This is a genomic window from Pseudomonas sp. 210_17 TE3656 (genome assembly GCF_054821965.1).
Map to the genome: position 1 here is coordinate 2,950,046 of NZ_JBTRBC010000001.1, position 15,427 is coordinate 2,965,472.

Here is a 15,427-nt window from a genome sequence, read left to right on the forward strand (position 1 = left end):
CGGTCTACAAGGGTGGACAGAGGAACTGGCGTTGTCGCCTGGTTTTGGCCGGCTTTCGGCAGTGCCTGCGCTCTGCCGAAAGTATCGCAATTTGGCTGTTTGCGGCTAGAGGACGACGAACGTTCCCTGCGCTTTTGCCACCAGCTTGTCGTCCTGAAGTACTTCAGCGTCGACCACCAGGGTGCGCCGCCCGGCATGCAGCACCCGGGCGATACAACGCACCTCACCTTCGCTGACCGCGCGCAGGTAGTTGATCTTGCATTCCAGGGTCACGCTCTGCTGGTCGAAACCATGGGAACTGGAGCAGGCCAGGCCCATGGCGGTATCGACCAGGCTGAAGATCGCCCCGCCGTGCAGCTTGGCGCCGCGGTTGCGCAAATGCGGCTCCAGGGCGAGGGTCATTTCTGCAACCCCCGCGTCCAGACGCTGCAGGCGGCAGCCAAGCAGCTGGCTGAAGGCGCTGAGGACGACCTCTTGCGGGGTCTCCATCACTTCTTCTTCAACTGTTTGGCGTTGGCAAACAGCGACGCCATGGCGTTGTTGGTCGGGGCCGGAGTTTCTTTGGCGCGGGCTGGAGCGCCCTGTTGGCGTGGTGCCGAACCTGGACGGCTACCGCGGGCGCCGTCGATCTTCTCGCCCGGGGTGTCGCTCATGCGCATCGACAGGCCGACGCGTTTGCGCGGGATGTCGACTTCCATGACCTTGACCTTGACCACGTCGCCAGCCTTGACCGCTTCACGCGGGTCCTTGATGAACTTCTCCGACAGCGCCGAGATGTGCACCAGGCCGTCCTGGTGCACGCCGATATCGACGAAGGCACCGAAGTTGGTCACGTTGGTCACCACGCCTTCGAGGATCATCCCCAGTTGCAGGTCCTTGAGGTCTTCGACACCTTCCTGGAACTCAGCGGTCTTGAACTCGGGGCGCGGGTCGCGGCCGGGTTTGTCCAGTTCCTGGAGAATGTCGGTGACGGTGGGCAGGCCGAAGGTTTCGTCGGTGAATTTCTTCGGGTCCAGGCGCTTGAGGAAACCGCTGTCGCCGATCAGCGAACGGATGTCGCGGTCGGTTTCGGCAGCGATGCGTTGCACCAGCGGGTAGGCCTCAGGGTGCACCGCCGAGGCATCCAGCGGGTTGTCGCCATTCATTACGCGCAGGAAGCCGGCGGCCTGTTCGAAAGTTTTTTCGCCCAGGCGGCTGACTTTCTTCAACGCCGCACGGGTCTTGAACGCACCGTTGGCGTCGCGGTGGCTGACGATGTTCTGTGCCAGGGTGCTGTTGAGGCCGGAAATCCGCGCCAGCAGCGCCACCGAGGCGGTGTTGACGTCGACGCCGACGGCGTTCACGCAGTCCTCGACCACGGCGTCGAGGCCGCGCGCCAGCTTGAGCTGCGAAACGTCATGCTGGTACTGGCCGACACCGATGGATTTCGGATCGATCTTCACCAGTTCCGCCAGCGGGTCCTGCAGACGGCGGGCAATCGACACGGCACCACGGATCGACACGTCGAGGTCCGGGAATTCGCGCGCTGCCAGTTCCGAGGCCGAGTACACCGAAGCGCCGGCTTCGGAGACCATGATCTTGGTCATTTTCAGTGCTGGATATTTTTTGATCAGTTCGGCGGCCAGCTTGTCGGTTTCGCGACTGGCGGTACCGTTGCCGATGGCAATCAGCTCTACCGAGTGCTTGGCGCACAGGGCGGCGAGTACGGCGATGGTCTGGTCCCACTGGTTTTTCGGCACGTGCGGGTAGACCGTGGCGGTATCGAGCAGCTTGCCGGTGGCATCGACCACTGCCACCTTGCAACCGGTACGCAGGCCCGGGTCAAGGCCCAGGGTCGCGCGCGGGCCGGCCGGGGCGGCCAGCAGCAGGTCGTGCAGGTTGTGAGCGAAGACGTTGATCGCCTCGCCTTCGGCATTGTCGCGCAACTCGCCGAACAGGTCGGTTTCCAGGTGGCTGTAGAGTTTGACCTTCCAGGTCCAGCGCACCACTTCGCCGAGCCACTTGTCCGCAGGACGGTTGTGGTTCTGCAGGCCGAAACGCTCGGCAATCATCATTTCGCAGGGGTGCAGGGTGCCCGGCAGCTCTTCGCCGACCTTCAGCGAAGCGGCCAGGACGCCCTCGTTGCGGCCGCGGAAAATTGCCAGGGCGCGGTGCGACGGCACGCTCTTGAGCAGTTCATCGTGTTCGAAATAGTCGCGGAACTTGGCCCCTTCCTCTTCCTTGCCGGCCACCAGGCGGGCGCTGAGCACGGCTTCCTGCTTGAGGAAGCTGCGCAGCTTGTCGAGCAGGCTGGCGTCTTCGGCAAAGCGCTCCATGAGGATGTACTTGGCGCCTTCGAGCGCGGCCTTGACGTCGGCCACGCCTTTTTCGGCGTCGACAAAACGTGCCGCTTCGGCTTCAGGGCTCAGTTGCGGGTCGTTCAGCAGACCATCGGCCAGCTCGCCGAGGCCGGCTTCCAGGGCGATCTGGCCCTTGGTGCGGCGCTTTTGCTTGTAAGGCAGGTAGAGGTCTTCGAGGCGGGTCTTGGTGTCGGCCAGCTTGATCTCGCGGGCCAGCTCAGGGGTCAGCTTGCCTTGCTCTTCAATGCTGGCCAGGATGCTGGCGCGGCGGTCGTCCAGTTCGCGCAGGTAGCGCAGGCGTTCTTCCAGATGGCGCAGTTGGGTGTCATCCAGGCTGCCGGTCACTTCTTTACGGTAACGGGCGATAAAAGGCACCGTCGAGCCTTCATCCAGCAGGGCCACGGCCGCTTCGACCTGTTGTGGGCGGACACCGAGTTCCTCGGCGATGCGGCTGTTGATGCTGTCCATAAAACCACCTGACAAATTGTGAAAACAAAGGCCGCGGGCGGGCGCCATGGGGCACCCGGAGCAATGCGGCGCTGGCTGAAAGCGGCGCATTATACCCAGCGCGCCGGACTTGCGGTGATAGCAGCGCGCCAGCTCTCGACCAGGCAGAACTGGCGCACCGGGAAAAATCTGCTAACAATGCACACGGCACGGCCAATGGCGGCTAAGCCATAATGCGTGCCGAGATTAGAGGAGTTATTCATGAGCAGCACTGCACAAACCGCTGAAGGCGAAAAAATTCTCATCGTCGATGACGACCCGGGCTTGAGCAGCCTGCTGGAACGTTTCTTCACCAGTAAGGGCTATCGCGCCCGTGCAGTACCCAATACCGAACAGATGGACCGCCTGCTGGCCCGTGAGGTTTTCAACCTGGTCGTCCTGGACTTGATGCTGCCTGGCGAGGATGGTCTGACCGCCTGCCGTCGCCTGCGCGCCGCCAACAACCAGATCCCGATCATCATGCTCACCGCCAAGGGCGACGAACTGAGCCGGATCAAGGGCCTGGAACTGGGGGCCGACGATTATCTGGCCAAACCGTTCAATCCCGACGAGTTGATGGCGCGGGTCAAGGCCGTGCTGCGTCGTCAGGCTCCCGCGGTACCGGGCGCACCGGGCAGCGAAGATGAAACCGTCACCTTCGGCGACTATGAGTTGTCGCTGGCGACCCGTGAACTCAAGCGTGGCGAAGAAGTGCACATGCTCACCACGGGTGAGTTCGCCGTGCTCAAGGCGCTGGTCATGCATGCTCGCGAGCCGCTGACCCGCGACAAACTGATGAACCTGGCCCGTGGCCGTGAATGGGATGCCCTGGAGCGTTCCATCGACGTGCAGATTTCCCGCCTGCGTCGCATGATCGAACCCGATCCGTCGAAGCCGCGCTATATCCAGACTGTCTGGGGCGTTGGCTACGTATTTGTACCGGATGGCAATGCCAGCAAGTGATGTTTCGAGTGTAGGAGCCAGTCACTGCAAGCAGGGCGGACCTTCGGGTTGCCCTGTTTTTGCGTGTGCCGAGATCCGCAAAGCCTGCGAGCCATGCTCGTTCCTGCAAAGTGTGTAGCCGTTGTTAATGAAAACGCCCCTGTGGTTCCCGCAAAGCTTCTTCGCCCGCACCCTCTGGCTGGTGCTGATCGTCGTGCTGTTTTCCAAGGCCCTGACCCTGGTTTACCTGCTGATGAACGAAGACGTGCTGGTCGATCGTCAGTACAGCCACGGGGTGGCCCTGACCCTGCGTGCCTACTGGGCCGCCGATGAGTCCGACCGCGACAAGATTGCTGAAGCGGCAGGATTGATCCGGGTGGTCGGCTCCGGTGTGCCGGAAGGTGAACAGCACTGGCCGTACAGTGAAATCTACCAGCGCCAGATGCAGGCCGAGCTTGGCGCCGACACCGAGGTACGCCTGCGCATCCACGCGCCACCAGCGCTGTGGGTAAGGGCGCCGAGCCTGGGTGATGGCTGGTTGAAAGTGCCACTGTATCCACATCCGCTGCGCGGCCAGAAAATCTGGAGCGTACTGGGCTGGTTCCTGGCCATTGGTCTGTTGTCCACGGCGTCAGCCTGGATCTTTGTCCGTCAGCTCAACCAGCCGCTCAAACGCCTGGTGTTTGCCGCCCGGCAACTGGGGCAGGGGCGCAGTGTGCGCTTGCCGGTCAGCGATACGCCGAGCGAGATGACCGAGGTTTACCGGGCCTTCAATCAGATGGCCGAAGATGTCGAACAGGCCGGACGCGAGCGGGAGTTGATGCTGGCGGGTGTGTCCCACGACCTGCGTACGCCCTTGACCCGCTTGCGACTGTCCTTGTCGTTGCTGGCCAACGAAAGCGACCTGACTGACGACATGGTGCGGGACATCGAAGACATGGACGCCATCCTCGACCAGTTCCTCGCCTTCATCCGTGACGGGCGTGACGAACCGGTGGAAGAGGTCGACCTGAGCGATCTGGTGCGCGAGGTGGTTGCGCCGTTCAACCAGCCTGAAGAGCGGGTGCGCTTGTGCCTCGAGCCGATTCCGCCTTTCCCGCTGCGCCGTGTTTCGCTCAAGCGCATGCTCAACAACCTGATTGGCAACGCCCTGTATCACGCCGGTAAAGGGGTTGAGGTGGCGGCCTACGTCTCGGGTGACAGCAGTGCGCCTTACGTGGTGCTCAGTGTGCTGGACCGGGGGGCGGGCATCGATCCGAACGAGCTGGAAGGGATCTTCAACCCGTTCATTCGTGGTGACCGTGCCCGCAGCGGCAAGGGCACGGGGCTGGGGCTGGCGATCGTCAAGCGAATCGCCGCCCAGCATGGCGGCAATGTCGAGCTGCGCAACCGCTCCGGCGGCGGCCTGGAAGCCCGGGTACGCCTGCCGCTGGGGCTGTTGCTGCCGCGCGACGCGGTTTAGCCCTTACCTTTGGTGCGGGTCAGGTTTGGCCCGCCGTTCTTCTCCAGATGCTCGATGATCATCCCGGCAACGTCCTTGGCGGTGGTGACCTCGATGCCCTCAAGCCCAGGTGACGAGTTCACCTCCATCACCAGCGGGCCGTGATTGGAGCGCAGGATATCCACCCCGGCGACGCTCAACCCCATGACCTTGGCCGCACGGATGGCGGTCATGCGCTCTTCCGGGGTGATCTTGATCAGGCTGGCGCTGCCGCCGCGGTGCAGGTTGGAGCGGAACTCGCCGGGTTTGGCCTGGCGCTTCATCGAGGCAATGACCTTGTCACCGACCACGAAGCAGCGGATATCGGCGCCGCCGGCCTCCTTGATGTACTCCTGCACCATGATGTTCTGCTTCAGGCCCATGAACGCCTCGATCACCGACTCGGCAGCCTTGGTGGTTTCACACAGGACCACGCCGATGCCCTGGGTGCCTTCGAGTACCTTGATCACCAGCGGTGCGCCGTTGACCATCTGGATCAGGTCGGGGATATCGTCGGGGGAGTGGGCAAAACCGGTGACCGGCAGGCCGATGCCACGGCGTGACAACAGTTGCAGGGAGCGCAGTTTGTCACGCGAGCGGGCGATGGCCACCGACTCGTTCAACGGGAACACACCCATCATTTCGAACTGACGCAGCACCGCGCAGCCATAGAAAGTCACCGAGGCCCCGATGCGCGGAATCACCGCATCAAAGCCTTCCAGGGGCTTGCCGCGGTAGTGGATCTGCGGCTTGTGGCTGGCGATGTTCATGTAGGCGCGCAGGGTATCGATCACAACCATTTCATGGCCTCGTGCAGTACCGGCTTCAACCAGACGACGAGTGGAATACAGACGCGGGTTTCGCGACAGCACGGCGATCTTCATGCAACACCTGTGGAAGGAGAAATAGTGGCCGGAAATGCCGGCTTGTCCTGAACGTACTTGAGGCCCGGATTGACCACCAACTGGCCATGGATCAGGGCTTTGGAACCGAGCAACAGGCGATAGCGCATGGCCTTGCGGCACGCCAGGGTGAATTCCACTTGCCAGACCCGGTCACCCAGTGCCAGCGGTGTGCGGATCACGTAGCGGATTTGCGCCTGGCCATTGGAGCTCTTGATGGTTTTCATCGTCACCAGCGGCGCTTCGCAGCGCCGGTGACGTAGCTGCACGACCGAGCCCAGGTGCGCATTGAAGCGCACCCAGGGCTCGCCGTTGCGCTCGAAAGGCTCGACCTCGGTGGCATGCAGGCTCGAGGTGCTGGCGCCGGTGTCGATCTTGGCGCGCAGGCCAGCCACGCCGAGGTCGGGCAAGGCTACCCACTCGCGCAGGCCAATTACAGTCAAATGGTCAAATGTCTTCAAATTGCTCAACCAGCATGAAAAGTCGCAAGGCCGGAACCGGCGTGCGCGACAGGTCGGTGAACTGTAAGCACGCCGCGGTTTTTTTGCATCCGCCAGATACGGTAGTACAGTTCCGTTTACGAAATTAAGCGGGGAAATGTCATGGCACAAAAGCCGGAAGAGGACGATAAGGTCCGCTTGGACAAATGGCTATGGGCAGCGCGCTTCTACAAGACCCGGGCGCTGGCCAAGGCGGCCATCGAGAGTGGCAAGGTGCACTGCCGGGGTGAGCGATGCAAGCCAGGCAAAGAGCCACGGGTGGGCGACGAATTCGTCTTGCGCACCGGCTTTGATGAGCGCACGGTGGTGGTCAAGGCGCTATCAGTGGTGCGTCGTGGCGCGCCTGAGGCCCAGGCGCTGTATGAAGAAACCGCCGAAAGTATCGAGCGGCGCGAGAAGGCGGCCGCCATGCGCAAGGCTGGCGCACTGGGCGTGACGACCGATGGTCGGCCAACCAAGAAACAACGGCGTCAGCTCCACCAGCTTCACGACAGCGCCGGTTAACGGGCGCGGGGCGCACTGATAAACTAGGTGCCATTAACTCATTTACGCGAAAACCCGAACCCATGTCTGAATTGCCGGATACCGATTACACCCAACGCTTCATCTTCGACGACCGCGATGTCCGCGGTGAAATGGTCGGGCTGGAGCGCAGCTACGCCGAAGTGCTGGCCAAACATCCTTACCCGCAGCCTGTTGCGCAACTGCTCGGCGAGCTGATGGCGGCTGCCGCGTTGCTGGTCGGCACGCTGAAGTTCGATGGCCTGCTGATCCTTCAGGCACAGTCGAGCGGGCCGGTGCCGCTGCTGGCCATCGAATGCACCAGCGAGCACGAGATTCGCGGCCTGGCACGCTATGTGGCCGAGCAGATCAAGGATGATGCGACCCTTGCCGACCTGATGCCAGGCGGTCATCTGGTCCTGACCATCATTCCGGTCAACGGTCAGCGCTACCAGGGCACCGTTGAGCTGGACGGCAAGGACCTGTCGGAATGTTTTACCAACTATTTCGTCATGTCCCAGCAGATCAACACCTGCATTTCCCTCACCGCCGATGGCATCCGTGCCCGTGGCCTGCTGGTGCAGCAGCTGCCCGCCGATCGCCAGAAGGACATCGAGGAGCGTGAGGAAAGCTGGAACCACGTGAAGGCTCTGGCCAACACGGTGAAAGCCGAGGAACTGCTCGGTCTGGACAACGAGACCGTACTGCATCGCCTGTATCACGAAGACGCCGTGCGCCTGTTCGATATCCAGCCCCTGCATTTCCGCTGCAGCTGCTCGCGCGAGCGCTCCGGTAATGCCCTGGTCAGCCTCGGTAAACATGATGCGCTGGCGCTGGTCGAAGAGCATGGCGGCAACATCGAAGTCGACTGCCAGTTCTGTAACCAGCGCTACCAATTCGATGCAGCCGATATCGAGCAATTGTTCGCCGGTGGCGGTGTAGACACGCCGTCAGATACTCGGCACTAAAACGTTTCACTACAGGTAAATCTCCTGTCTAACGCCGGAAACTCGCCGTTCTGACAGGAGGGCCCTACTTTTTTTGGGCGTTTCTGGCATAATCCGGCCACTTTTTTCGCTGTAGTAGTTTTCAAAGCTCTACTACAAAACGTTTGGAGCACTCGGCCGCAGGCCGGATGGGGAATCTCATGACGCAAGCCAACAACACCGTGTACACCGACCTGAGCGTCGATGAGCTGGTAAAAGAAGCGCTGAACCGCGGTGAAGGCGAGCTGGCCGATACTGGCGCGCTGGTTGTGAAAACTGGTCATCGCACTGGTCGTTCGCCGGTTGACCGTTTCATCGTCGAAGAGCCGTCCACTCAGGATGCCATCGCCTGGGGCCCGATCAACCGCAAGTTCCCGGCCGACAAGTTCGATGCCCTGTGGGACCGCGTTGAGGCGTTCAACAACGCACAAGAGCATTTCGTTTCCTACGTTCACGTAGGCGCTGCCGCCGAGCACTACCTGCCGGTGAAGATGACCACCCAGACTGCCTGGCAGAACCTGTTCGGTCGTTGCCTGTTCATCAACCCGCAGCAGTACAACCCTGCTGGCCGTGATGAGTGGCAAGTTCTCAACGTTGCCAACTTCGAGTGCGTACCAGAGCGTGACGGTACCAACTCCGATGGCTGCGTGATCCTCAACTTCGCCCAGAAGAAGGTGCTGATCGCTGGCATGCGTTATGCCGGTGAAATGAAGAAAGCCATGTTCTCGGTGCAGAACTTCCTGCTGCCGGCTGCTGACGTGCTGCCAATGCACTGCGCTGCCAACATCGGCGAAGAGGGTGACGTCACCCTGTTCTTCGGTCTGTCGGGTACCGGCAAGACCACCCTGTCGGCTGACGAAAGCCGTTACCTGATCGGTGACGACGAGCACGGTTGGGGCGAAGGCGTTGTCTTCAACATCGAAGGCGGCTGCTACGCCAAGTGCATCGACCTGTCCGAGAAGAACGAGCCGGTCATCTGGAAAGCCATCAAGCACGGTGCGGTGCTGGAAAACGTCGTGATCGACGACGCCAAACACGCCGACTACGCCGATGTCAGCCTGACCCAGAACAGCCGTGCCGCCTACCCGCTGGAGCACGTTGCCAAGCGTTCCGAAGCGAACCTGGGTGGCGAGCCAAACGCCGTTATCTTCCTGACTTGCGACCTGACTGGCGTACTGCCACCGGTTTCGATCCTGAACAACGAACAGGCGGCCTACCACTTCCTGTCCGGTTACACCGCGCTGGTCGGTTCCACTGAAATGGGTTCGGGCAGCGGCATCAAGTCGACCTTCTCCACCTGCTTCGGCGCGCCGTTCTTCCCGCGTCCGGCTGGCGAGTACGCTGAACTGCTGATCAAGCGTATCAAGGGCTTCGGCTCCAAGGTCTACCTGGTCAACACTGGCTGGACCGGTGGTGGCTACGGCGTCGGCAAGCGCTTCAACATCCCGACCACCCGTGCGGTGATCGCAGCGATCCAGAGCGGCGCGCTGGTCGGTGCCGAGACCGAGCACCTGGACATCATCAACCTGGACGTGCCAAAAACCGTTCCTGGCGTCGATACCGTCCTGCTCAACCCACGCAACACCTGGGCTGACCAAGCCGCCTACGATGAAGCAGCCAAGGCCCTGGCCAACCTGTTCATCGACAACTTCAAGAAATTTGAAGTGTCCGACGCCATCAAGGCCGCTGGCCCACAGCTGTAAGCTGAAGCCAGTGTGAAACGAAAAAGCCGCCCCCAGGGGCGGCTTTTTCGTTGGTGCGGGTGACTCTGGACTTGTGGGAGCTGGCCTTGCCAGCGATCGAGTGCAACGCACTCGCCTGAATGTGGACGTGGACGTGTTGTCAGTGCTGGCCTCATCGCTGGCAAGGCCAGCTCCCACAGGTTCCGCCGCAAGCTGGAATTATGGGAAGCTTGCATTCGACCTTCTACATGTACAGGCCCGCCATGTCCGATACCCCTCAACGCCACGACTATCCCCACCTGCAACCGATCCTCACGCGCTGGCAAGACAGCGACCTTAACGGCCATATCGCCGGTGCCACGGTGTACAGCTACTTCGACACCACTATCCAGGCATTCCTCCAGCAGCAGGGCGGTCTGGACCCGCAGGAAGGGGCGGTGGTCGGTTTTGTGGTCAGCTCGGCGGCGGACTTTTTCGCCTTGCCGGCATTTCCCGACACCCTTGAAGTCGGTCTGCGGGTAGCGCGCCTGGCCGGCAGTTCGGTGGAGTACCAGTTGGGTTTGTTCCGGGTTGGCGAGGCGCAACCTTGCGCAGCGGGCAAGGTGGTCCAGGTGTTCGTCGAGCGCGCCTCGGGACGGCCTGTGCCGTTGCCGGCCGAGTTGCAGGCGGCGCTGCTGAGCTTGCAAGGCTGAGCCGCGCGCTCAGTCGTTCAGGCAAATGATGCCTTCACGGACCGCAAACAACACCAGGCCCGGCACATCATGAATCTGCAGGCGGTGCATGATCTGTGAACGGTGCGCCTCGATGGTTTTTACGCTCAGGCCCAGGCCGTCGGCAATCGAGCGGGTGCTTTCGCCACGGGCGATGAGCCGCAGGATTTCCAGCTGACGGGTCGTCAGCTGCATGGCGTTGTTTGCGGGCGTGCGCTTGCGGCTGTGTTTGACGGCCTGGCCGATGACCATTGGCAGAACTGCCGAGGACAGGTACTGGCCGCCATTCTTCAAGGCCTGCAACGCCTGCTCCAGCTCTTGCACGGTGGCACTTTTGAGCAGAAAGCCATGGGCGCCGAGTTGCAGGCAACGCATGACGAAGTCCAGTTCCGAACGTGACGAGAGCATCAGCACGTGGCAGGTCGGTGCGCGCAAATACAACTCGCGCAGGATCTGTTCACTGTCCAGGGTGTCGGCAGTCATGGCGAGAACAATGACATCAGGCTTGAGCCTTTCTGCCAGGGCGACAGCGGTCATGCCGTCGCCTGCGTCACCGATTACGGCGTATTGTTTTTTTTGTTCGAGCAACGCGCGCAGGCCGGCTCGAAAGAGCGGCGAGTCGTCGGCAAGTAGGATTCGGCAAAGCATGGGTTCGAGCCTGTTTCGCAAATGTTGGGAGGCGGCAGGTTTGCTCGGTCCGTATGAGCGCTGCCGCGACGGCGCGTGATCAGTATCGAAGGTCTGCCGTCGGTGTCGGCAGCGCAGGTCAACATAGGCGCTCGAACACCGAGGGCAGTATCGGCCGTAATGGCAGATCAAGCCCGTGAATGCTTTCGCTGTGGCCGATCAACAGCAGCCCACCTGGGCGCAGCCTGGCCAGCAGGCGCTGGACCACCCGTTGCTTGTCATCCTGACTGAAACAGCTCAGCAGATTACGCAGCAATATCGCATCGAATACGCCGAGATCATCAGGCAATGCCTGGATCAGATTGATTTGCTGCAAGCTGACGCGCTCACGCAGGGCAAGCTGTACTTGCAGACGCCCGGCCATTTCGCCAACGCCACACTGGCAGTAGCGCTGCAACCAGCCCCGGGGAAAGTAACGTGCCTGGGCGATGTCGTAGATGCCTTCACGGGCAAGTCCGAGCATGCCTGGGCTCATGTCGCTGGCGAGGATGCGCCAGTTGTCGTTGACGGCGTGTTCGCTGGCGACCATGGCCAAGCTGTAGGCTTCTTCGCCAGACGCGCAGGCGGCGCTCCAGAGGCGCGTAGGACCGGGGTGCTCAGCCAGCCAGTGGGCAAGGAACTCGAAATGCCGGTGCTCACGGAAGAAATAGGTCTCTTTGGCGACCAGCAATTCGACCACGCGCTGACGCTCGGCATGCTGTTCGGGCAGCGTGAGCAGGTGCAGGTAATCGGCGAAAGTCGCTAGCTGATAGTGTCGCAGGCGTCTGGCCAGGCGGGCTGCAATGACCGCACGGCGGTCAGCTGGCAGAATCACGCCCGATGCGTTTTCGACCAGAGATTGCAGCTCAAGGAACTGTACTTCGTTGAGCGCGGGTAAGCGTTTGCCGGCCGGCATATCAGCCTCTGCGGGCAATGGGCAGTCGGGTCGGCGTTGCAGAATCGATGCGCATTCCCTGCGTCCATTGGCTGATTGGGGAATGATCGATGATAGCTACTGGCTACTACCGGCAGAATCGGGGTGACCCCTAAGGCCATAAACAAGGTAGGGATAATAGGGCGCTGTAGGGCTTTGCTGAGTCAGCGGGGGATTTGCCTGAACGGCTTGAGCGGTAACGCGGATGGAGCGCTCTTAGTCCCTGCCGGTGAGGGCAGGGACTAAGAGATTGGCTTAAGCCCAGGCACGCTTAGCGGTGGCGCCAGTGCTTCTTGTGCTTGCGATGGCCATAGTGGTGGCCACGGTCGTGGTAGTAACGACGGTCGTCATAACCACGTCGGCTATGGCGATAATCGTCCTCGTCCGCTTCTTTGCCCATGTAGTTACCCAGCGCACCGCCGGCACCACCGCCTGCGGCAGCACCCATGTAGCCACCAGTAGTGCCGCCCACGCTACGGCCGATTGCGTTACCGCCCGCTGCGCCCAAGGCGCCACCGATGGCCGCTTCACCACGGCTGTGCTTGTTCGCACCGACCGCACTGCCTGCCGCGCCGCCAAGGCCCGCGCCGATTGTCGAGCCAGTGCTGCCGCCAATCGAGTTGCCGACCACTGAGCCCAGTACCCCACCCAATGCGCCGCCAATACCGGCTTCGGTGGTGCCACCTGCCGAGGCAACGCCACTGAGCAGGCCGAGAGACAACAACAGAATCGAGGAGTACTTCATCAAGAAAGCCTCATAGGGATGACGAGGCGATCCTGAGGCTGGCGAAGGGGGCTGGCAACGGAAATCCGACGAGTAACACGACTTGTGCACAATTCGCTAAGTTGCTGTTTTAACTATGAAACTTTCTTGATTTTACGCTGTCTGAGCTTACTTGAAACAAGGCCCCGGCATCGCTGCCAGGGCCTTTTTTTTTCGTTCTCGAACCGAGAATGCTGTCAGAGGATGCGCGCGTTGTCGCTGGCGGCCTGCAGTTTGATCGCAACGAACTTCGAGGTCGGGGTGTGGCTGCCGTCACCGACGCTTTCCAGCGGCACCAGCGGATTGACTTCCGGATAGTACGCCGCCGCCTGACCTGCCGGAATGTCGAAAGCCAGCAGAGTGAAGCCCTTGACCCGACGTTCACGGCCATCGCTCCAGAGCGACACGATATCGGCCTTTTGCCCTGGGTGAAAGCCCAGGCGGATGATGTCGGCCTCGTTGGCGAAGAGGACGTTGCGCTGGCCCTTGACCCCCCGGTAGCGGTCGTCGAGCCCATAGATGGTGGTGTTGTACTGATCGTGGGAGCGCATCGATTGCATGATCAGGTCCGGTACCTGGCCGGTCGCGCGTATGCACTCGTGCAGCAAGTCGTCCGGCAGTCCGTTGGCTTTGAAGTTGGCCCGGCCGCTGGCGGTCTTCCACTGCCGCTGCCCGGCGCTGTTGCCCAGATAGAACCCGCCAGGGTGCTCCAGGCGCTGGTTGAAGTTGTCGAAGCCGGGGATGGTGTCGCCAATCAGGTCGCGGATACGTCCGTAGTCGGCCACCAACCAGTTCCAGTCCACCGGTTTGGCACCGAGCGTGGCGGCGGCAATGCCGGCGATAACCGCAGGCTCCGAACGCATTTGCCGTGACAGTGGCTGCAGCTGGCCGTTGGAGGCATGCACCATGCTGAACGAGTCTTCCACCGTGACCGCCTGCGGGCCTTCGCTTTGCAGGTCAATGTCGGTGCGGCCCAGGCAGGGCAGGATCAGTGCCTGTTTACCGTGAATCAGGTGGCTGCGGTTGAGCTTGGTGCTGATCTGCACGGTCAGCTCGCAGTTGCGCAAGGCCTGGGCGGTACGTTCGGTGTCGGGCGTTGCCTGGGCAAAGTTGCCGCCAAGGCCGATGAACACCTTGGCTTGACCGGCGAGCATGGCGCGGATCGCTTCCACGGTGTTATGGCCGTTATGGCGCGGCACCTTGAAGCTGAAACGGCGCTCCAGGGCATCGAGCAGGGCCACCGGCGGGCGTTCGTTGATGCCCATGGTCCGGTCGCCCTGGACGTTGCTGTGGCCTCGCACCGGGCACAGGCCTGCACCGGGAACGCCGAGGTTGCCACGCAGCAGCATCAGGTTGGCGATTTCCTGGATGGTCGCCACCGAGTGGCGGTGCTGGGTGATACCCATGGCCCAGCACATGATGACTTTCCTGGCTTTGCAGTACATCCGCGCGGCTTGTTCGATATCGGCCAGGCTCAGACCGGACTGGGCCTCGATCTGCGCCCATGAGGTGTTATCCACCGCTTGCAGATAGTCGGACACACCTTGGGTGTGTTGATTGAGGAAGTCATGATCGAAGATCGCCGGTGCGTTGCTGGCCTGCGCTTCGCGTTCCCACTGCAGGAGGAACTTGGCCATGCCGCGCAACACCGCCATGTCGCCGCCCAGCGCCGGACGGAAGTACGCGGTGTTGGTCGGACGGTCGCCGTTGGTAAGCATTTCCAGCGGATGCTGCGGGTGCTGGAAACGCTCCAGGCCGCGTTCCTTGAGGGGATTGATGCAGACCACCTGAGCGCCACGCTTGACCGCTTCACGCAGCGGTTCGAGCATGCGCGGGTGGTTGGTGCCGGGGTTCTGGCCCCAGACGAAAATCGCATCGGCGTGCTCGAAATCATCAAACGTCACCGTGCCTTTGCCGACCCCGACACTCTGGCCCAGAGCCACGCCGCTGGCCTCGTGGCACATGTTCGAGCAGTCCGGGAAGTTGTTGGTGCCGTAGGCGCGCACGAACAGCTGGTACAGATAAGCCGCCTCGTTACTGGCCCGGCCCGAGGTGTAGAACTCGGCCTGGTTGGGGCTGGCGAGGTTTTGCAGGTGGCTGGCGATCAGGGCGAAAGCGCCATCCCAGTCGATCGGGCGGTAGCGATCGGTAGTCGGCTCATAGACCATCGGCTCGGTCAGCCGCCCCTGGTATTCGAGCCAGTAATCACTCTGGGCCAGCAGCGAGGTGACGCTGTGGCGGGCGAAGAACGCCGCATCGACACGGCGCTTGGTGGCTTCCCAGTTCACCGCCTTGGCGCCGTTCTCGCAGAATTTGACCATGCCGTTTTCCGGCGAGTCACCCCAGGCGCAGCCGGGGCAATCGAAGCCACCATTCTGGTTGGTCTTGAGCAGGGCGCGGATGTTCTTCAGCGCGTTATCGCTGCCGAGCCAGGCCTGGGCCACACTGCGCAGCGCGCCCCAGCCGCCGGCGGCACCGTGGTAGGGCTTGTAACGCGGGACAGGCTTCTGGTCGGCTTGGTGGTGCAGGCTCACGG

At 61.9% G+C, this 15,427-nt stretch carries 14 protein-coding genes; 6 read left to right on the forward strand and 8 right to left on the reverse strand.

Annotated elements, in window-relative coordinates:
• Window positions 1-105 precede the first annotated feature (105 nt).
• Window positions 106-489: a PaaI family thioesterase gene (locus ACVI9W_RS13785; RefSeq protein WP_461530293.1), complete on the reverse strand. Its 384-nt coding sequence runs from the start codon at window positions 487-489 to the stop codon at window positions 106-108.
• Window positions 489-2,807: a Tex family protein gene (locus ACVI9W_RS13790; protein ID WP_461530294.1), complete on the reverse strand. Its 2,319-nt coding sequence runs from the start codon at window positions 2,805-2,807 to the stop codon at window positions 489-491. Before ACVI9W_RS13790 ends, ACVI9W_RS13785 begins: the two co-directional genes overlap by 1 nt.
• Before the next feature lie 240 nt (window positions 2,808-3,047).
• On the opposite strand from ACVI9W_RS13790, the gene ompR reads away from it, so the two are divergent.
• Both ompR and ACVI9W_RS13800 read left to right on the forward strand, forming a co-directional pair.
• Window positions 3,048-3,788 carry an osmolarity response regulator transcription factor OmpR gene (gene ompR / locus ACVI9W_RS13795; protein ID WP_045180947.1) on the forward strand — a complete coding sequence of 247 codons (741 nt, stop codon included), beginning with the start codon at window positions 3,048-3,050 and terminating at the stop codon, window positions 3,786-3,788.
• Between the two features lie 127 nt (window positions 3,789-3,915).
• Window positions 3,916-5,229: an ATP-binding protein gene (locus ACVI9W_RS13800; RefSeq protein ID WP_038605623.1), complete on the forward strand. Its 1,314-nt coding sequence runs from the start codon at window positions 3,916-3,918 to the stop codon at window positions 5,227-5,229.
• Here ACVI9W_RS13800 and rimK read toward each other — a convergent pair.
• Together rimK and rimB are read right to left on the reverse strand one after the other, a co-directional pair.
• Window positions 5,226-6,131, reverse strand: a complete 906-nt coding sequence (gene rimK / locus ACVI9W_RS13805; RefSeq protein WP_038605625.1) for a 30S ribosomal protein S6--L-glutamate ligase — start codon at window positions 6,129-6,131, stop codon at window positions 5,226-5,228. The two genes, ACVI9W_RS13800 and rimK, sit on opposite strands and share 4 nt — an antisense overlap.
• Window positions 6,128-6,610, reverse strand: a complete 483-nt coding sequence (gene rimB / locus ACVI9W_RS13810) for a retropepsin-like aspartic endopeptidase RimB (RefSeq protein WP_157190801.1) — start codon at window positions 6,608-6,610, stop codon at window positions 6,128-6,130. The genes rimK and rimB overlap by 4 nt, the downstream gene beginning before the upstream one ends.
• Window positions 6,611-6,751: 141 nt before the next feature.
• Here rimB and ACVI9W_RS13815 point away from each other — a divergent pair, with 141 nt between their 5' ends.
• The 4 genes from ACVI9W_RS13815 (at window position 6,752) to ACVI9W_RS13830 (ending at window position 10,510) form a co-directional block, all read left to right on the forward strand.
• The gene (locus ACVI9W_RS13815; RefSeq protein ID WP_038605631.1) at window positions 6,752-7,153 is read left to right on the forward strand and encodes an RNA-binding S4 domain-containing protein; all 402 of its coding nucleotides are present in this window, start codon (window positions 6,752-6,754) and stop codon (window positions 7,151-7,153) included.
• A gap of 62 nt (window positions 7,154-7,215) precedes the next feature.
• The gene (gene hslO / locus ACVI9W_RS13820; protein ID WP_461530295.1) at window positions 7,216-8,118 is read left to right on the forward strand and encodes an Hsp33 family molecular chaperone HslO; all 903 of its coding nucleotides are present in this window, start codon (window positions 7,216-7,218) and stop codon (window positions 8,116-8,118) included.
• A gap of 179 nt (window positions 8,119-8,297) precedes the next feature.
• A complete protein-coding gene (locus tag ACVI9W_RS13825) occupies window positions 8,298-9,839 on the forward strand; it encodes a phosphoenolpyruvate carboxykinase (RefSeq protein ID WP_157190804.1) in 1,542 nt (513 codons plus the stop codon).
• A gap of 242 nt (window positions 9,840-10,081) precedes the next feature.
• Complete coding sequence (locus ACVI9W_RS13830; RefSeq protein ID WP_461530296.1) at window positions 10,082-10,510, forward strand: acyl-CoA thioesterase; 429 nt, start codon at window positions 10,082-10,084, stop codon at window positions 10,508-10,510.
• Window positions 10,511-10,519: 9 nt separating this feature from the next.
• Here the strand turns inward: ACVI9W_RS13830 and ACVI9W_RS13835 are convergent, their stop codons facing one another.
• From ACVI9W_RS13835 to ACVI9W_RS13850, 4 genes are all read right to left on the reverse strand, one after another.
• Window positions 10,520-11,176: a response regulator gene (locus ACVI9W_RS13835; protein WP_157190808.1), complete on the reverse strand. Its 657-nt coding sequence runs from the start codon at window positions 11,174-11,176 to the stop codon at window positions 10,520-10,522.
• Window positions 11,177-11,294: 118 nt separating this feature from the next.
• Window positions 11,295-12,110: a CheR family methyltransferase gene (locus tag ACVI9W_RS13840; RefSeq protein WP_461530297.1), complete on the reverse strand. Its 816-nt coding sequence runs from the start codon at window positions 12,108-12,110 to the stop codon at window positions 11,295-11,297.
• Between the two features lie 289 nt (window positions 12,111-12,399).
• A complete protein-coding gene (locus ACVI9W_RS13845; protein WP_174446934.1) occupies window positions 12,400-12,876 on the reverse strand; it encodes a glycine zipper domain-containing protein in 477 nt (158 codons plus the stop codon).
• Between the two features lie 212 nt (window positions 12,877-13,088).
• Window positions 13,089-15,425 (reverse strand): FdhF/YdeP family oxidoreductase, encoded by a 2,337-nt coding sequence (locus tag ACVI9W_RS13850; RefSeq protein ID WP_461530298.1) that lies wholly within the window; start codon window positions 15,423-15,425, stop codon window positions 13,089-13,091.
• Window positions 15,426-15,427: the final 2 nt, after the last annotated feature.